Annotated in this window: 18 protein-coding genes and 1 tRNA gene; 8 read left to right on the plus strand and 11 right to left on the minus strand. The window is 61.6% G+C overall.

Features of this window, described 5'->3' with window-relative positions:
* The first annotated feature begins 57 nt into the window (after nt 1–57).
* On the plus strand, nt 58–1,866 hold the full coding sequence (gene nagE / locus OH764_RS01520) for an N-acetylglucosamine-specific PTS transporter subunit IIBC (RefSeq protein ID WP_498847786.1): 1,809 nt from the start codon (nt 58–60) through the stop codon (nt 1,864–1,866).
* Between the two features lie 341 nt (nt 1,867–2,207).
* Here the strand turns inward: nagE and rpoH are convergent, their stop codons facing one another.
* Nucleotides 2,208–3,143: an RNA polymerase sigma factor RpoH gene (gene rpoH / locus OH764_RS01525; RefSeq protein WP_020067013.1), complete on the minus strand. Its 936-nt coding sequence runs from the start codon at nt 3,141–3,143 to the stop codon at nt 2,208–2,210.
* Nucleotides 3,144–3,502: 359 nt separating this feature from the next.
* Between rpoH and OH764_RS01530 the strand changes: the two genes are divergently transcribed.
* Together OH764_RS01530 and OH764_RS01535 are read left to right on the plus strand one after the other, a co-directional pair.
* Nucleotides 3,503–4,066 (plus strand): acyloxyacyl hydrolase, encoded by a 564-nt coding sequence (locus OH764_RS01530; RefSeq protein WP_498847787.1) that lies wholly within the window; start codon nt 3,503–3,505, stop codon nt 4,064–4,066.
* Between the two features lie 43 nt (nt 4,067–4,109).
* Nucleotides 4,110–4,493 (plus strand): nuclear transport factor 2 family protein, encoded by a 384-nt coding sequence (locus OH764_RS01535; protein ID WP_020067011.1) that lies wholly within the window; start codon nt 4,110–4,112, stop codon nt 4,491–4,493.
* A gap of 3 nt (nt 4,494–4,496) precedes the next feature.
* On the opposite strand, the gene ybiB is transcribed toward OH764_RS01535, so the two are convergent.
* Nucleotides 4,497–5,471, minus strand: a complete 975-nt coding sequence (ybiB, locus tag OH764_RS01540) for a DNA-binding protein YbiB (RefSeq protein ID WP_498847788.1) — start codon at nt 5,469–5,471, stop codon at nt 4,497–4,499.
* Between the two features lie 226 nt (nt 5,472–5,697).
* On the opposite strand from ybiB, the gene OH764_RS01545 reads away from it, so the two are divergent.
* The gene (locus OH764_RS01545) at nt 5,698–6,396 is read left to right on the plus strand and encodes a fumarylacetoacetate hydrolase family protein (protein ID WP_498847789.1); all 699 of its coding nucleotides are present in this window, start codon (nt 5,698–5,700) and stop codon (nt 6,394–6,396) included.
* A gap of 25 nt (nt 6,397–6,421) precedes the next feature.
* Nucleotides 6,422–7,066, plus strand: coding sequence for a maleylacetoacetate isomerase family protein (gene maiA / locus OH764_RS01550; RefSeq protein WP_498847790.1), 645 nt, complete (start codon nt 6,422–6,424; stop codon nt 7,064–7,066).
* Nucleotides 7,067–7,160: 94 nt separating this feature from the next.
* On the opposite strand, the gene ftsY is transcribed toward maiA, so the two are convergent.
* Nucleotides 7,161–8,339, minus strand: a complete 1,179-nt coding sequence (gene ftsY, locus OH764_RS01555) for a signal recognition particle-docking protein FtsY (protein WP_498847791.1) — start codon at nt 8,337–8,339, stop codon at nt 7,161–7,163.
* 242 nt (nt 8,340–8,581) lie between these two features.
* Here ftsY and rsmD point away from each other — a divergent pair, with 242 nt between their 5' ends.
* From rsmD to OH764_RS01570, 3 genes are all read left to right on the plus strand, one after another.
* Nucleotides 8,582–9,196 (plus strand): RsmD family RNA methyltransferase, encoded by a 615-nt coding sequence (gene rsmD / locus OH764_RS01560; RefSeq protein ID WP_498847792.1) that lies wholly within the window; start codon nt 8,582–8,584, stop codon nt 9,194–9,196.
* Nucleotides 9,197–9,308: 112 nt separating this feature from the next.
* Complete coding sequence (coaD, locus tag OH764_RS01565; RefSeq protein ID WP_020067005.1) at nt 9,309–9,824, plus strand: pantetheine-phosphate adenylyltransferase; 516 nt, start codon at nt 9,309–9,311, stop codon at nt 9,822–9,824.
* A 63-nt stretch (nt 9,825–9,887) separates the two neighbouring features.
* Complete coding sequence (locus tag OH764_RS01570; RefSeq protein WP_013337947.1) at nt 9,888–10,145, plus strand: YfhL family 4Fe-4S dicluster ferredoxin; 258 nt, start codon at nt 9,888–9,890, stop codon at nt 10,143–10,145.
* Between the two features lie 65 nt (nt 10,146–10,210).
* Here OH764_RS01570 and hisC read toward each other — a convergent pair whose 3' ends face one another.
* From hisC to OH764_RS01610, 8 genes are all read right to left on the minus strand, one after another.
* Entirely contained in the window at nt 10,211–11,290 is a 1,080-nt protein-coding gene (hisC, locus tag OH764_RS01575) for a pyridoxal phosphate-dependent aminotransferase (protein WP_498847793.1), read from the minus strand.
* A gap of 114 nt (nt 11,291–11,404) precedes the next feature.
* Nucleotides 11,405–12,007 (minus strand): aminoacyl-tRNA hydrolase, encoded by a 603-nt coding sequence (pth, locus tag OH764_RS01580; protein ID WP_087754772.1) that lies wholly within the window; start codon nt 12,005–12,007, stop codon nt 11,405–11,407.
* A gap of 149 nt (nt 12,008–12,156) precedes the next feature.
* The gene (locus OH764_RS01585; RefSeq protein ID WP_020066979.1) at nt 12,157–12,774 is read right to left on the minus strand and encodes a 50S ribosomal protein L25/general stress protein Ctc; all 618 of its coding nucleotides are present in this window, start codon (nt 12,772–12,774) and stop codon (nt 12,157–12,159) included.
* 163 nt (nt 12,775–12,937) lie between these two features.
* Nucleotides 12,938–13,894, minus strand: a complete 957-nt coding sequence (locus OH764_RS01590) for a ribose-phosphate pyrophosphokinase (protein ID WP_006048037.1) — start codon at nt 13,892–13,894, stop codon at nt 12,938–12,940.
* A 46-nt stretch (nt 13,895–13,940) separates the two neighbouring features.
* Nucleotides 13,941–14,017 (minus strand) — tRNA-Gln (locus OH764_RS01595).
* 52 nt (nt 14,018–14,069) lie between these two features.
* Nucleotides 14,070–14,951, minus strand: a complete 882-nt coding sequence (gene ispE / locus OH764_RS01600) for a 4-(cytidine 5'-diphospho)-2-C-methyl-D-erythritol kinase (RefSeq protein WP_204522745.1) — start codon at nt 14,949–14,951, stop codon at nt 14,070–14,072.
* A 60-nt stretch (nt 14,952–15,011) separates the two neighbouring features.
* Complete coding sequence (gene lolB / locus OH764_RS01605) at nt 15,012–15,644, minus strand: outer membrane lipoprotein LolB (RefSeq protein ID WP_498847794.1); 633 nt, start codon at nt 15,642–15,644, stop codon at nt 15,012–15,014.
* Entirely contained in the window at nt 15,644–17,485 is a 1,842-nt protein-coding gene (locus tag OH764_RS01610; RefSeq protein WP_498847795.1) for a tetratricopeptide repeat protein, read from the minus strand. The genes lolB and OH764_RS01610 overlap by 1 nt, the downstream gene beginning before the upstream one ends.
* Nucleotides 17,486–17,509 lie beyond the last annotated feature (24 nt).

Below are 17,509 nucleotides of genomic sequence, written 5' to 3' on the forward strand. Positions count from 1 at the left end.
CAGCGCTACATATTTCAACGACGTCCGTCGACAACGAGACAAGGATTGGAGGTATCAATGGATGGGAATCCGTTTCTGAAGATTCAGCGCCTGGGACGCGCGCTGATGCTGCCTATCGCGGTGCTGCCGGTTGCCGGCCTGCTGCTGCGCCTCGGCCAGCCCGATGTGTTCAACATCAAGATGATCGCCGACGCCGGCGGCGCAATCTTCGACAACTTGCCGCTGCTGTTTGCAATCGGCGTGGCGGTCGGCTTCGCGAAAGATAACAACGGCGTCGCGGGTCTCGCGGGCGCGATCGGTTATCTGATCGAAGTCGCGGTGATGAAGGACATCAACGACAAGCTCAACATGGGCGTGTTGTCCGGGATCGTGGCGGGTATCGTGGCCGGCTTGCTGTACAACCGCTACAAGGACATCAAGCTGCCCGACTACCTGGCGTTCTTCGGAGGGAAACGCTTCGTGCCGATTGTCACGGGCGTGGTCTGTCTCGCGCTCGGCATTCTGTTCGGCTATGTATGGCAACCGGTGCAAAGCGTAATCGATACAGCCGGCCATTGGCTGACCACGGCGGGCGCGCTCGGCGCGTTCGTGTTCGGCGTGCTGAACCGGCTGCTGCTCGTGACGGGTTTGCATCACATCCTGAATTCGCTGACGTGGTTCGTGTTCGGCACCTTTACGCCGCCGGGCGGCGCCGCTGTGACGGGCGACCTGCATCGCTTCTTCGCCGGCGATCCGACTGCCGGAACGTTCATGACGGGCTTCTTCCCGGTCATGATGTTCGGCTTGCCGGCCGCATGTCTCGCGATGTTCCATGAAGCGCCGAAGGAGCGCCGCGCGATCGTGGGCGGTCTACTGTTTTCGATGGCGCTTACGTCGTTTCTGACGGGCGTCACGGAGCCGATCGAGTTCAGCTTCATGTTCCTCGCGCCGGTGCTGTACGTGATCCATGCGCTGTTGACGGGTCTTGCCCTCGCAATCTGTTCGGCGCTCGGCATTCACCTCGGCTTCACGTTCTCCGCGGGCGCGATCGACTACGTGTTGAACTACGGTCTTTCGACCAAGGGCTGGCTGGCCATTCCGGTCGGCATCGTGTATGCGGTGGTGTACTACGGGCTGTTCCGCTTCTTCATCCGCAAGTTCAACATGGCGACGCCGGGCCGCGAACCCGCCGCTGCCGACGAGCAAGTCGATTCGTTCGCGGCCGGCGGTTTCGTTTCGCCCGTGGCCGGCGCTGCCGTCCCGCGCGCGCAGCGTTATATCGCGGCGCTCGGCGGCGCGGCGAATCTCTCGGTGGTGGATGCGTGCACGACTCGTCTGCGTCTGTCCGTCGTTGACTCCAGCAAAGTGTCGGAGAACGAACTGAAGACCATCGGCGCGCGCGGCGTGCTCAAGCGCGGCGCGACGAACGTGCAAGTCATTATCGGACCGGAAGCGGACATCATCGCTGATGAAATTCGCACTGCGATGGAGCGGGATGGCAACGATGCAGGTGCGGTGAAGCCGGCTGCCTCCGCTGCTGTGCCGGCTGCGATTTCGACCCCGGCTGCAACTTCGGCGGCGACGGGCGGTGCGGGTGGTGCTTCGGCTGCCGCAAGCGGTCCGCTCGATCCCGATCCATTGCGCTGGCTGGCGGTGTTTGGCGGCGCCGGCAACGTGAAGTCGCTCGACGCAGTGGCGGCGACGCGTCTGCGTATCGTCGTTCAGGATCCGTCGGCAGTGGATCGTCAGCGTCTCGCGACGCTCGACACGGCGTGGGTCGCGGCGGATACGTTCCATATCGTCGTCGGCGATGCGGCGCGGCGTTACGCAGAAGCACTGGCAGCGCGCATGCCGGCCAGCGGCGGGGCGGCGCCTTTGCCTGCGTGACCGAACAGGCGCGGCGGAGAAGCGCTTAAGGCGCTGCATGCCACGCGATACGGCGATGCGGTTAGCGCGGGTCAACTGAACGCCCGACCGGCAGCGCAATAAGAAAGCGGCACCTCGATTCGAGGTGCCGATTTGCGTTTACCGGCGCCATGCCGGACAAACTACTCGTTAGCGTGGTGTACGCCGACCCTTCTCGCGCAGCTGGCGCGCGTGCTCATTTGTCTCAGCGCGGGAACGACGCATAAAAAAGCCCCGCCGTCTTGCGAGGCAGGGCTTCTGACTTCAGTGCTTCTTTTTGGGCTAACCGGCTTGCACCGCGCCGATCTGACCGTTGACGAGCGTTACGCGTATTCGGTCAGCGCACCGCGCATCTTCTTCATTGCGCTAGCTTCGATCTGACGGATACGCTCAGCCGATACGCCGAACTCGTCGGCCAGTTCGTGCAGCGTCGAGCCGCCCGAACCGTCGTCTTCCACCTTCAGCCAGCGAGCTTCGATGATGCGGCGGCTACGGGCGTCGAGTGCCTCCAGTGCCGTCGCGATACCGTCGCTTTGCAGCTTGTCGCGTTGACGCGAGGCCAGTACCGCGGTCGGCTCGCTGTGCGAGTCGGCGAGATACGCGATCGGCGCATACGACTCTTCGCCGTCTTCAACCTGGCCTTCCAGCGCGATGTCGCCGCCAGAGAGGCGCGTTTCCATCTCGGCTACTTCTTCGCGCTTGACGTTCAACTCTTTGGCGAGACCTTCGATCTCGTCCGGCGTGAAAGCGCCCAAGCCTTGTTTGTGGCTGCGCAGATTGAAGAACAGCTTGCGCTGCGCTTTGGTTGTGGCGACCTTCACCATGCGCCAGTTGCGCAAGATGTATTCGTGGATCTCGGCCTTGATCCAATGCATGGCGTACGACACGAGACGTACGTTCTGCTCTGGATCGAAGCGCTTCACGGCCTTCATCAGGCCAATGTTGCCTTCCTGGATCAGGTCGGCGTGCGGCAACCCATAGCCCAGATAGTTGCGCGCGATTGAGACGACCAGCCGCAGGTGCGACAGCACGAGGCGGCGTGCAGCCTCGAGGTTGTCGTGCTCGCGGAATTCTGTGGCGAACTGGCGTTCTTCTGCCGGCGTCAGCATCGGAATCCGATTTACGGCCTGGATGTAGGCGTCGATGTTGCCCAGTTGACCGGGCAGCAGGGAGGAATGCGAGAGCGCCAGCGCACCTGCCGGAGCGGCCTTAGCCGACGACGGGCTCAGAGTACTCGGAAGGGTCAAAGCATGGCTCACGTTTAAAACTCCTTTGGAATCAGGCAAAAGCTTGTTCAGGTAACGACTCCAGCGTTGGATGTTAGCACTCTCGATTTCCGAGTGCTAATACTTAGAGCCCATAGGGACTTCCAAGTTCCGTTGTTTCCTATTGAAATTCAAGTTTCAATAGCCATCATACTCGCCTTTGGCGGCCAGCGCTGGTGCCGTAGAAATTACCTGACAAAGTCCATTCATTCTTACTTTCGACCGATTTTTTCAATTTATGATGTATGTAATTGCGAAAATTTAAATTTCTTAACAGGATCCACCGCCGCGAGATTGTCTTTAGAATACGCAAACTGTTACAGAATGTTCAACTTGCTGAGCTCGGGTATCAGATGGACAACAAAAAGAATGTCTTCCGTGGTCTGGCTCTAAAAGCTGCATGCGCGGCTCTGCTGCTTACTCTTTCCGGCGTTGCTGCCGCCGACCAGTTCGGAGTCCAGGTCACCGGGGCTCTGGGAGATCATCATGTCAAAAAACTCGACCTCGGCCTCGTGTGGGACCCGAATCTCACGTGGTGGCAGGTCGGCGACTGGCATTTCGCGCTGATCGGCGAGGCCCACGTTGCCTGGTGGCACACGAACGAAGGCAATGTGCATGAGAACATCGGCGAGATCGGTGTGACGCCTATCATTCGCTTCATTAAAGGGTCCGGGTCTATCCGGCCTTTCGTCGAGGCAGGCGTGGGTGTGCGCTTGTTGTCGAGCCCGAGAATTTCTTCGACTTTCACACTGTCCACTGCGTTCCAGTTCGCCGATATGGCGGGCGTGGGCATGCAGTTCGGCGGTCATCAGCAGTATCAGGCAGGCTACCGCTTCCAGCATGTTTCGAATGGCGGTATCAAAGAGCCGAATCCTGGTATAAATTTCCACCAGCTATACCTGCAATATAACTTCTGACGACCGTGGCCGCGTCTGGCTCACCGGTGCAAGGGGCTGAGCAATGGCGGCAAAGACAATCGAAGCGATCCGCGGGCTGGAACGCGAACGCTTCCGCGCGATGGTCGACGGCGACGGTCAATCGCTCGACGCGCTGCTCGCAGAGAACGTGAGCTACGTGCACACGAACGGCAAGCGCGAGACGAAGCGGCAGTTCATCGACGGCATTACCGCGGGGCGCCGCCGCTATCGGCAAATCGAAGTGCAGTCGCAAGATGTGCTGCCGGTCGGCCGCGAAACCTGCGTCGTGACCGGCCGCGCGCTGATCGAGATGGAAGCGAATAGCGGCGCACTGCTTTTTCCGATTGCCTACACGGCGATCCACACGCAGGAAGACGGCCAGTGGCGCCTCATTGCATGGCAGGCGACGCGTTGCGCTATTGAGTGAGCCTCAGTGCGCGGGCGTTCGCGCGACGTCGGCAATCAACTCGACTTGCCTCTCTATCGCGCTTGGCACGGGCGCCTCGCCGCGCAGCACGGCGCCGATCCATGCCGCTGTCGTCGCGGCGTCGCGCGCTTCGGGCAACTCGACCTCGGGTGCGTCGCGCGACGAGCGCTCGTGCGGCACTCGCGTCTCACAGATCCCGTCGTGCAACCAGTCCACCTGCACCTGACGCCGGGTGTCGGCGACTGCTTCGCCCTCCGTGCCGCGCGCGAGCAAAGCGCCGCCGGCCGCCGCGTCGGGATGAGTGCTAAATAGCTGCGTGAGGCTGTCCCGATACGGCGGATGCGTGTAGTTCACGAGACGCAGCCCGGCGGGCGCAAATGGCTGGAGAATCTTGACGAGCGTATGCGTCGAATTGCGCACGCCCATGCGCCGCCGCAGCGCGAGCAGACGTGCAAGCTTTGGCGCGAGCACGTCGATCGGCGCAAACGCGAGCCGGCGCTCTGCGAGGCCGTCTTCAATGTCGTCGTGCGAGGCTGCGTGCGGTATCCGCAGATGCGTGAAAATTTCGGCGCTCGTCACGCGGCCAGGATCATCGGTAATGCCGTGCACGAGAACCGGCACCCCTTCACGCGCCAGCAGCAGCGCAAGCAGCGGCACGAGGTTCGGCTGCTTGCGCGCGCCGTTGTAGCTGGGGATCGACACTGGCCGGAACTCGCCGGGACGCAGATGAACCGGCTCGAACGACGCATGGGCGCCTGCCAGCATCGCCGCGAGTTCGTCGGCGGTTTCGCCTTTCACACGATAAGCGAGCAGCACCGCGCCCAGTTCCAGTTCACCGACGCGGCCGTCGAGCATGGCGGTGTAGAGCGCGCGCGTATCCTCGGCGGTGAGCGCGCGGGCTCCGTTCGGCCCGCGGCCGATTTCCTTGATGAAGCGGGCGCAGGGGAAAGGGTTGGCGGTGTCGGCGGAATCTGTCATGAGCGCAAATTGACGTGCTGGCGTGCCGCCGTCGGGGCGGCCGCCACGGTATTCAAGGGACGTTGTCTAGTGTGAGTATCGCATCTATGGCCGTCCGGCGAGACGCGCGCATTGACGCGCCGCTGTCCGGAACCCTTGCCGGACTTGCGCGCGTCGCGTTCTACCGCGCGTTACACTCGCTGTTTTATCGCCGCACTGCGGCTCATATCGAAGAACGGAGAACCGGATGAGTTACGTATTTGCACCGGCACCGGTGGTCGCAGTGCCGGTTGTCGGGTCCAGCGAGCAGTTCCCTGTGCGTCGCATTTATTGCGTCGGCCGCAATTACGAGGCGCATGCCCGCGAGATGGGTCATGATCCCGACCGCGAGCCACCGTTTTTCTTCAGCAAGCCGGCGGATGCCGTCCTGTATGTCGCGCCGGGCGAGACCGGCGAATTCCCGTATCCGACGCTGTCTAAAAACGTCCACTTCGAGATGGAGCTCGTCGCGGCGGTCGGTAAAGGCGGCAAAAATATCTCCGCGGACAGCGCGCTGGATCACATCTACGGCTACGCGCTCGGTCTCGACATGACGCGCCGCGACCTGCAGGCCGAGGCGAAGAAGCTGGGTCGTCCGTGGGACACCGCAAAGGGTTTCGATCAATCCGCGCCGCTCGGCCCGATTCATCCGGTGTCGAGCGTCGGCCACATTGGCAAGGGCGCGATCTGGCTGTCCGTGAACGGTGACGAGAAGCAACGCTCGGACGTGTCGCAACTCATCTGGTCCGTGGGCGAGACCATTGCCTACCTTTCGACGTTGTTCGAGTTGCAGCCGGGCGATCTGATTTTCACCGGCACGCCAGAAGGCGTCGGCGCGGTGGTGCAGGGCGATCTGATGAAAGGCGGCGTGGACGGACTGGGCGAATTCAGCGTGCGCGTCGTCTGAGGTAGTTTTGGGAGGAGACAACGACATGAAGCTCTACAGCTATTTTCGCAGCTCGGCGTCGTATCGGGTGCGGATCGCGCTCAACGTGAAGAACCTGCCGTACGAGTATGTGCCGGTACATCTCGTGCGGGATGGTGGGGAGCAGCTGAAGCCGGAATATCGCGCGGTCAACGTGGACGGCATCGTGCCCACGTTGATCGACGGCCATGAGGTGATGCCGCAGTCGCTCGCCATCATCGAATATCTGGAGGAAACGCATCCAGAGCCGCCGCTTTTGCCGAAGGCGCCTGCCGACCGTGCATATGTGCGCTCGCTCGCGTTGCAGGTGGCGTGTGAGATTCATCCGCTCAACAATCTGCGTGTGCTGAAATATCTGAAACACACGCTGTGCGTGGAGAACGACGCGAAAGACGCCTGGTACCGGCACTGGGTGGACACAGGCTTTGCGACGCTGGAGGCTCACCTTGGGAGCGACGCGCGCACCGGCAAGCTTTGTTTCGGCGACGAACCGACACTCGCGGACGCGTGCCTGATCCCGCAGGTGTTCAACGCGCAGCGCTTCAACGTCGATACGTCGAAATATCCGACCATACAGCGCATCTACGACCACGCGATGCAAATCGACGCATTCGCGCGGGCCGCGCCCGGCGTGCAACCAGACGCCGAATGAGCCGCACCGCGTTGCCGGTGTGAAAAGGGCACTCCGGAGAGTGCCCTTTTTTTGTGACTTGCCGGCGACGCGCCGATAGTGGCGTGGCTTCCGCTTAGCCGCCTAGCAATGCGTCGGAGAACTCTTCAGCGCTGAAAGGCTGCAAGTCCTCCACTTTTTCGCCAACGCCGATGAAGTACACCGGGATGGGTCGCTGGCGCGCGATGGCTGCAAGGATGCCGCCTTTGGCCGTACCGTCGAGCTTGGTGACGATCAGGCCGGTCAAGCCGAGCGCGTCGTCGAAAGCCTTGACCTGCGCAAGCGCGTTCTGCCCGGTATTGGCGTCGATCACGAGCAACACCTCGTGCGGCGCGCCGTCCTGCGCCTTGCCGATCACGCGCTTGACCTTGCGCAGCTCTTCCATCAGATGCAACTGGGTAGGCAGACGGCCGGCCGTGTCCGCCATCATCACGTCGATCTTGCGCGCCCGCGCGGCGCCGACCGCGTCGAAAATCACGGCCGCCGGATCGCCGCTTTCTTGCGACACCACGGTGACGTTGTTGCGTTGCCCCCAGATTGCCAACTGCTCGCGCGCGGCGGCGCGGAACGTGTCGCCGGCGGCAAGCAGCACCGACTGGTTGAAACTTTGCAGATGCTTGGCGAGCTTGCCGATGCTCGTCGTCTTGCCCGCGCCGTTGACGCCCGCAATCATCATGACGAGCGGCTGCGCGCGTCCGAGCATGAGCGAGCTTTCGAGCGGCTTGAGCAACTCGACCAGTAGCGTGCGCAGCGCCGTCTTGACCTGTTGCGGCTCCGTAAGACGCTCGGTGCGTACCTTCTCGCGGAGCGCTTCAAGCAGGAATTCGGTTGCGTCGACGCCCGCGTCGGACATGAGCAGCGCTGTTTCCAGTTCTTCGTAAAGATCCTCGTCGATCTTGGTGCCGACGAAAATGCCGGTGAGGCTCGAACTGGTCTTCGACAAGCCGGTTTTCAGGCGAGTCAGCCACGAGCGTTTCGCGGTCGCATCCTGCAACGGCGGAGGCACGATTTCGACGGTCTCTAGCGTCGATTCCTCGAAATCGGGCTGGGGCTGCGGTTCGGGCGAGGCGGCGGGCGGCGACACAATGTTCGCCGGCACGCTGGCACTTGCGGCCGTCCCGGCTTTCGCGGGCACAGGCGGCTCGGCCGGCGCTGCAGCCGGCTCGTCGATTAGCCCCTCAGGCGCGATTTGCGATTCGTCTGGCGCGTTTTCGGACTCTTTCGAACCCTTGAATCGTTTGAAAAAGCTGAACATGATCTGGCGTGGTGAGAGCGCGCGCCGATGCGCGCGGCCGGTACAGCACCGGCGAAAGCGGCAGGCAGCGTTGCGATGCGGGATGCAAGGCGCTGGAAGCCGCACATTTTATCAGGCGCGCCGTCGCACGTTGTATAGGCCGAACGGCCAGGCTGGACGCGTCGCGCCCCTGTGGTAACGTTGGCGCTCCGGTCCGCTTGCTTCGATGCAGCGGACGCTTCTGTCAACGCGATCAAAACTGCATGCCCCGTTCAGCCTCTTCCCGCGCCCATGGCGCTTCCTCTAAAGGCGGCAAGCCGCACGCCATCCGGATTATTGGCGGCGATTGGAAACGCACACCGCTGCCCGTGCTCGACCTCGACGGCTTGCGCCCCACGCCGGACCGGGTCCGCGAAACGCTGTTCAACTGGCTCGGGCAACGTCTGGATGGTCAGCGCTGCCTCGATCTGTTTGCCGGCAGCGGCGCGCTCGGCTTCGAAGCGGCGTCGCGCGGCGCCGCACGCGTACTGATGGTCGAGCGTAACTCGCGAGCGGCGAGCCAGTTGCGGGCTAACCAGGAACGACTCGGGGCGCGCATGATCGAAATTGCCGAGGCCGACGGTTTGCGTCTTGCAGCGAGTCTGCCGCCCGGTTCGTTCGACGTGGTATTCCTCGACCCGCCGTTTGGCTCGGATGTACTGGACAAAGCGCTCGCGCTGGCGGCTCCGCTCGTGAGCGACGACGGTTTCCTGTATGTGGAAGCTGGCGTGGCGATTGAGCCCGGCGCGAACGAAGCGCTTGCCGGGTGGGAAATCGTGCGGCAGGGCAAAGCGGGCGCTGTCCACTTCCATTTGCTGCAGCGCGAAAATGAGGAATAATGCGCCTTCCATAACAAGCGCCGGACGGTTCTCCGTCACGCGCGCGGCCGGTGCCAAATGCGTCGCGTGGACGCTTTGACGTGCCCATCTGTCTGAAGAGAGGAGAAATCTCATGGTAGTCGCCGTGTACCCGGGCACGTTCGATCCGCTAACGCGCGGTCACGAAGACCTCGTTCGGCGCGCGTCGAGCATCTTCGACACGCTGGTGGTCGGCGTCGCCGACAGCCGCAACAAAAAGCCGTTCTTTACGCTGAAAGAGCGGCTCGATATCGCTCATGAAGTGCTGGGCCATTACCCGAATGTTCAGGTCATGAGCTTCAAAGGGCTGCTGAAGGACTTCGTTCGCAGCAACAACGCGCGAGTGATCGTGCGCGGGCTGCGCGCGGTGTCCGACTTTGAGTATGAGTTTCAGATGGCCGGTATGAACCGCTATCTGTTGCCGGACGTCGAAACCATGTTCATGACGCCGTCCGATCAGTACCAGTTCATTTCGGGCACGATCGTGCGCGAGATCGCGCAGCTGGGCGGCGACGTGAGCAAGTTCGTTTTTCCGTCGGTCGAAAAATGGCTGAAGGAGAAGGTTGCGGCGTTGGACCCGGATAACGGTGCTTCGGCGGCGCAGCCGTAACCGGCGTAAACTGTCGGTTTGACGGATCAAAGCCGGCTCCGGCCGGCGCGAAGTGAGAGAAGTATGGCCTTGATGATTACCGACGAGTGCATCAATTGCGACGTGTGCGAGCCCGAGTGCCCGAACGACGCGATTTCGATGGGCCCGGAAATCTACGTGATTGACCCGAAGAAGTGCACTGAGTGCGTCGGTCATTTCGACGAACCGCAGTGCATCCAGGTGTGCCCGGTCGAGTGCATTCCGCGCGATCCCGAGCACCTCGAAACGCCGGAAGGCTTGATGGCGAAATATCACGCATTGCAGGCGGCAAAGAGCGCGTGATGTTTTTGCGGTGGAGTGTGAAGCGGCGAGGCACCAGCCTCGCCGTTTTTTTTGCGCAGATCCGCTCAGCCGATGTAAGCGCTGAATATGTCGCGCAATGCGTCGAGCAGAAGGCTGCATTCCGCGTCGGTACCGACCGAAATGCGCAGGTGCTGGTCGATTCTCGGTGCGTTGAAGTGGCGCACGAAAATCTCTCTTTCACGAAGGAGAGACACGAGCATTGCCGCGTCGTACGCTTCGTGGCACGCGAACAGCAGATTAGCTGCCGACGGCACGACATCGAAACCTAACGCCGTTAGCCCGGCGCTCAGTCGCTCTCGGCTTGCAATCACTGTTGCACAGGTGTCGCGAAACCACCGGTCGTCTTCGTAAGCCGCTCGGGCGGCGACTTGTGCGAGGCGGTCGAGCGGATACGAATTGAAGCTGTCTTTGACACGATTGAGCGCGTCGATCAGTTCCGCGTTGCCAAAGGCGAAGCCGACGCGCATGCCAGCCAACGAGCGCGACTTGGACACTGTCTGCACGACGAGCAGATTCGGATAACGATCGACCAGTCGGATCGCCGATTCGGCTCCGAAGTCCACATAGGCCTCGTCGATTACCACAACGGAATCAGCGTTTTTTGTTACGAGACGCTCGATATCGGCAAGCGGCAATGGACGTCCGGTAGGCGCGTTCGGGTTCGGAAACAGGATGCCGCCGTTCGCAACGGCGTAGTCGTCGACGTTGATCGCGAAGCTGTCGTCGAGCGGAATCGTCTGGTAGGCGACCTCGAAAAGTCTCGCGTACGTGGGATAGAAGCTGTACGTGATGTCAGGGAACAGCAAAGGCTTGTCGTGCTTCAGCAAAGCCTGGAACGTGAGCGCAAGCACTTCATCTGAGCCGTTGCCCGCAAAGACCTGATCCACACGGATGCCGTGATAGGCGGCGACCGTTTCGCGCAACTTGAGCGCGGTGGGGTCCGGATAGCGGCGCAGCGACTCGCCCGTGTCGCCGAGTTCCTGACGAATCGCCTCAAGCACGCGGGGCGACGGAGGGTAGGGATTCTCGTTGGTGTTCAGCTTGACCGGATGGGCGAGCAGGGGCTGTTCGCCCGGCACATACGGCGTCAGGCGGTGAACAATGTCACTCCAGTATCGGCTCAAAGCGCTCTCCTATCGTTGCAATGCGGTTGATTGGGTTGGCGCTCCGGCCGCTCTTGCTACTCCGGCACGAGGCCGCGCTACTTCATCCCAACCTGCGCCGCCGAGCAACACAGCTTAAGAATTGCGATGCAGTTGCATCATTGCCCGTTCAAGCTCGCCTTTGATGATCTGCGGCATGACTGCCAACGCGCGCTCGATGGACGCGTCGATCACGTCCTGCTCTTCGCGCCGCGGCGGTTTCAGCACGTAGTTCGCGACGTCGGGCTTGGCGCCCGCACGCGCACTTTCAGGAATCAGGTCGCGTGGATGCCCGATGCCGATGCGCAGCCGCCAATATTGCTGCGACGACAAATGCGCGGTGATGTCCTTCAAGCCATTATGTCCGCCGCTCCCCCCGCCGAGCTTGAGCTTTACGCTGCCGGGCGGCATGTCGAGCTCGTCGTGCGCGACGAGGATCTCGTCGGGAAGAATCTTGAAGAACTGCGCCACCGCGACGACGGACTGACCCGAGCGGTTCATATAAGTCTGCGGCTCCAGCAGATGCACTTCCTCGCCGTGGAGTCGTGCCTTCGCGTAGAAGCCATGGAAGCGCCGCTCGTCGCGCAGCGTCGTGCCCGCCTCGCGCGCCAGTTGATCCACCAGCCAGAAGCCAGCGTTATGGCGCGTCGCAGTGTATTCAGCGCCCGGATTGCCGAGGCCGACGATCAGCTTGATCATGATTGCGTGGGTCCATCTGGCCCGTAAGCCAAACGCGGCCGGGCCGAAATAACCGAAAAAAAACCCGCCGGGGCGAACCTCGGCGGGTCACATCGATCGTCTCATTGAAACGAATCGAGAGGATTACTTGCTCATTGCGCGAGGTGCACTCAAGCAGCCGGCGTTTCGCCTTCACCAGCGGCGGCGTCGCTTTCGGACACTGCGCCAGCCGGGATCGTTGCAGCAGCGACCACCGGGTTTTCTGCTTCGACGTGAGCAACCAGCGACACGCCTGCCGGCAGCGGGATGTCCTTAGCGTGAACCGATTGACCAGCTTCGATCTTGGCCAGGTCGACTTCAATGAATTCAGGCAGTGCCGACGGCAGGCACTCGATTTCCAGTTCATTGACGACGTGCGAGATCACCGCGCTCGCCAGCTTCACAGCCGGGTTGCTTTCCTGGTTCATGAAGTGCAGCGGCACCTTGGTGTGCAGCTTCTTCGATGCGTCGACACGCTGGAAGTCCACGTGCAGCACGAGCTGACGGAACGGGTGATATTGCACGTCGCGCAGCAGAACCTGTTGCGACTTGCCACCAACTTCCAGATCGAGGATCGACGAGTGGAAAACTTCTTTCTTCAGCGCGTGCCACAGCGCGTTGTGGTCCAGTTCGACCAATTGCGTTTCAGCACCAGCGCCATATACGATGCCCGGGGTCTTGCCCGAGTTACGCAGGCGGCGGCTCGCACCCGTACCTTGCAAAGAACGCTCGAAAGCGACAACTTTCATCTTGAATCTCCAATGCACTGCCCGCGACCAGGCAGTAAAAACGGGGCCCGCAAGCCGTTATGGCTGAGGCCCCAGAGCTGCGGCATGAACCTTCGTTCGTTCACGCCGATTGTGCAAAAGCGCGTGTGTCGCATGAAGCGATACACCGCGCCTTCGCAAATACTTAACTTTCAGCAAACAGCGACATGACCGAATCGCCGCGGCGAATCCGCGAGAACGTTTCGGCAAGCAGGCCGGCGCTGGTCAACGAACGGATCTTCGCGCACGAGCGGGCTTCTTCACCGAGCGGGATCGTGTCCGTGACAACGAGTTCGTCGAGTGCGGATGCGGCAATGCGCTCGCCGGCGCCGCCCGACAGAACCGGGTGAGTGGCATAAGCGAAAACCTGCTTCGCGCCACGTTCCTTCAAAACCTGAGCCGCCTTGCAAAGGGTGCCGGCGGTGTCGACCATGTCGTCCATGATCACGCAGGTCCGGCCTTCCACTTCACCGATGATGTTCATCACCTCGGCAACGTTCGCCTTCGGGCGGCGTTTGTCGATGATCGCGAGATCACAGTTCAACTGCTTCGCCAACGCCCGGGCACGCACCACGCCGCCGACGTCCGGCGAAACGACCAGCAGGTTCTCGTAGTTCTGCTTGCGCAGATCGCCGAGCAGCACGGGCGTAGCGTAGATGTTGTCGACGGGGATGTCGAAGAAGCCTTGAATCTGGTCGGCGTGCAGATCCATCGTGATGATCCGCTCGACGCCTGCGATTTCCAGCATGTTCGCCACGATTTTCGCCGAGATGGCGACGCGCGCCGAACGAGGGCGGCGATCCTGACGTGCATAACCGAAGTAGGGGATGGCTGCAGTGATCCGACCGGCCGATGCGCGCTTGAGCGCGTCGACCATGATCATCAGTTCCATCAGGTTGTCATTCGCCGGTGCGCACGTGGACTGCAGAACAAAGACGTCTTTGCCACGCACGTTTTCCTGAATCTCGACTTGGATTTCACCGTCCGAGAAACGGCTAACCATTGCTTTGCCGAGGGGAATACCGAGGATTTTGACGACTTCCTGTGCAAGCGCGGGATTTGCGTTGCCAGTAAAAACCATCAGGCCGTCATGGCTGCTCATCGTGCACCTGCTTCAGGCTGGGGGCGAGGGGAAATGCGAGAATTATTGGCAGGGGAGAAAGGATTCGAACCTTTGCATGCCGGAATCAAAATCCGGTGCCTTAACCAGCTTGGCGACTCCCCTACACTAACTTTGAGCTCCGCCGAACGTGGAGTTTCGTTCGACGATGCAAAACCTATGACGCGAAAGCAAAGAGTGGATGTTGCTCCAGACTGGCGGCCACTGCGCTGTTCCATTCGCCTGGCAGTTTAGCTTGCACCGCTTCTGCTTCAGCTTTACTACGGAACGCTGCAAAGACACTTGCACCGGATCCAGACATCCGCGCCGGCGCAACGTTTTCAAACCATCGCAGCACTTGCGCTACTTCCGCGTACTTTCCGACGACAACCTGCTGCATGTCATTACGGCCAAAGCTTTCTGGCCATTCAGTGTTGCAGCTGAGTTCTGCAGGAAAGTCCGTAATTGTGAGGGCTTTTGAATCTCTTGTCAACGCTTTTTCGGAAAAAATCGCTGCAGTCGGAACATGAACCCTCGGCGTCACTACCAGGAAATGACGCGGCGGCAATTGTACAACGTCTAAAGCTTCACCGACACCCTGGGCAAACGCATTTTTTCCAAAAACGAAAAATGGCACGTCGGCGCCGAGCTTCAACGCCAGCGCCTGCAATTCCAGCCGCGGCACATTCAATTTCCAAAGCCGGTTCAGCGCGAGCAGCGTGGTGGCGGCGTCCGAACTGCCGCCGCCAAGCCCTGCGCCCATAGGCAGGCGCTTTTCGATTTCGATGTCGACGCCTTCCGGCGAGCCCGTATGCGCTTTCAGAAGCGTGGCGGCGCGCACGGTGAGATCGTGTTCGGGGGGCACGTCGGCGATTTCGGTGCTACGCGTGATGAGGCCGTCGGCGCGACGCTTGAAGTGCAACGTGTCGCCCCAGTCGAGGAGCTGGAAGACCGTTTGCAGCGTGTGATAGCCGTCCGGCCGGCGTCCGGTGATGTGCAGGAAGAGATTGAGTTTCGCCGGCGCGAGGCAATCGCGCAGCGAGTCGGTCGTTTCGATCATGTCGAGGCTGCATGCGCCGAGGTGGCGCCGAATAAGCGGCAAGAGCGCGAGGCGCGCGTTTTACTGGTCCAGTACAAGCTTGATGTCGAGCGGCGGCTCCGAGCGCGTCAGATTCACCCGTTTTACGCCAGTGGCCGGCGCTTCGGCGTAGGCAAGATAGTCGATCGTCCAGCCGTCCTGAGTGATTTCCTTGAAGCGTGACGGCTGTTCCGGGTCCCGTTCCGTCTTCGCACGCGAGGTGGGCGCGGGCGAAGGCTGCAGCCAGTAACGCAATCCTTCGACGGGAAGTGCGAAGCCGAGCGCGTTCTGCATCAACGTGGAGACGTTGTCAGCGGTGAGCGGTTGGCGGTTCGGCAATTCAAGCGTGGCCGAAGCCGGCGACGACGTGACGATCGCGAGCGTCTGCCCAAGCGGATTGCGCAATTGCAGGGTCACCGTGTCGCCCGTTTCCTGCCACGAGAAATTGCCGTACGCGTTGCGCTGCTGGCCATTCTGATCGTTGTACTGGACGGCGAAACGGCCCTGGTAAGCACGGCTCGTTTGCGTGGTCACCGCAGTCGCCGCATTCGACGTGGACGGTCCCTGTGGTTTCACCGAGGCGCAGCCCACCAGTGTTACGACGGCTGCTGCAGCGAGCCCGAGCGCCGCGCGAGGCGGCGCCCACGGAAAAGAATTGAAACGTGAAATACGCATCAAAGATCGTTCACCTGAAGACGTTGCAGCGTTTTGACGAGCGTTTCGTTGTTGGGTTCGAGCTTGCGAGCTTCGCGGAAAGCGGCGCGGGCCTGGTCCTGATCGCCGGCTTTCCACAGCACCTCGCCGAGATGCGCGCCGATTTCAGCGTTCGGCTGAATGTCGTAGGCTTTGCGCAGCACCTTGATCGCGTCCGATGTATTGCCCATGCGGTACTTGACCCAGCCGACGCTGTCCATGATGAACGCGTCGTTCGGCGCAAGCGACGACGCCTTCTCGACGAGCTTGTCCGCTTCCGCGAGACGCTGATTGCGATCGGCAAGCGAATAGCCAAGCGCGTTGTACGCCTGAGGATTGTCTGGCTGCGTTTGAATGAGCTTGCGCAACTGCGCTTCCATGACGTCGAAGTGGCCGTTCTTTTCGGCGGCCATTGCGTAGTCGTAGCTCAGATCCGGGTCGTCCGGAAATGCCGCCGTGGCTTGTTGCAGGCGCGTTTCCGCCTCAGGGTAGCGCTTCGCGTCGAACAGGATGGCTGCGTCGGTGCGTGCGACCAACGCCTGGTCGCGCGGATCGGCCGGCCGCAGGTTAGCCAATTGGCGGCGTGCGTCGTCAGGCTTGCCTTGCTTCGCGAGCAGTTGCGCGCGCGTGATCTGCGCGGGCATGTACTGCTGGCTCGACGGCGAAATCTTGTCGAGCCAGTCGGCGGCGGCCGCTTCGTTCTTCTGTTCGAGCGACAACTGCGCGAGATAGATATACGCTTGCCCCGCGTCCGCGCCAGGCGTCTTCTCGGCTTGCTGCGCGTACTGCGTGAGATAGGTTTGCGCCTCGTTGAAATTCTTCTGCTGGATCTTGATGAGCGCGAGCGCCATGAGCGGCGTGAGGTCGTTCGCATTCGCCTTGTGCATGATCTCGAACTGCTTTTGCGCGTCGTCCAGGCGGTCGCTCGCCAGATACATTTGAGCGAGCGCGAGACGCGCGTCATGCGATTTCGGGTTTTGCTGCACGTATTTTTCGAGCGACGCAATTCCTTCCTTGCGTTCCTCGGGGCCCATTTGCGACAACATCAGCGCGGCGGGCAAATAGTCAGGCTTAAGCGCGAGCGCCTGTTCCAGCGACTTGCGAGCACCCGGCGCGTCATTGGAAACGAGTTGCTGACGTGCGACGGCCAGCTGCGCTTCCGGCCGGTTCATATCGTTCTTTAGCAGGTCCTGCAACACATGCAGGCCGCCGATGCGATTCGGTCCGCGAGAAATCAGCAACTGGAGCGCAAGGATTGCGCTGCCGCGATTCTGCGCGGGCACCTTCTCGAGCTCACGCGCAAGTAGCGGCGCCGCGTCATCCGGCTTGCCTGACAGTACCAGCAGCGACGCGTCGAGTTGTGCGGCGCGCTCCGAGCTCGGCGCATACTGCTGCCACAATTGCGCGGCCGCCAGCGCGTCCGACGGACTTTGCGCGGCCAGTGCGATTTCAGTGGCGCGCTGCGCCATGCGCGGATCGTGCGTGTCGCGCGCGAGCGCGAGATACGTCTGATAAGCAGGCGCAGGCTGATTGCGCTGCAGCGCGACTTCGGCGGCGAGCACCTGGAATACGATCTGGCTCGTCAGTTGCACGTTCGGCAGCGCTTTCTGTTCTTCCGCTGACGGCGGGCCGAGCGGGTCGGACAGCGTGACCGAGGTATCGTCCGACTCCGGCGATGGGTCCTGCGCGTGCGCGGGCAGCGCGGCGAACGCCCAGAGCGCGAGCGCGGCCACGCCCAGCGAGCGCCGCGCGGACACTGCGTGCGGCACGCGGGACGCGCTAGCCGGGCGCTTCGAAAACAGCTTCACGAAGGACAAGTTCATGGAAATCCGTTCAATGTTTCGGAC

Origin of the sequence: Burkholderia sp. M6-3 (assembly GCF_050858985.1) — a bacterium.
Classification (GTDB): Bacteria; Pseudomonadota; Gammaproteobacteria; order Burkholderiales; family Burkholderiaceae; genus Paraburkholderia; species Paraburkholderia caledonica.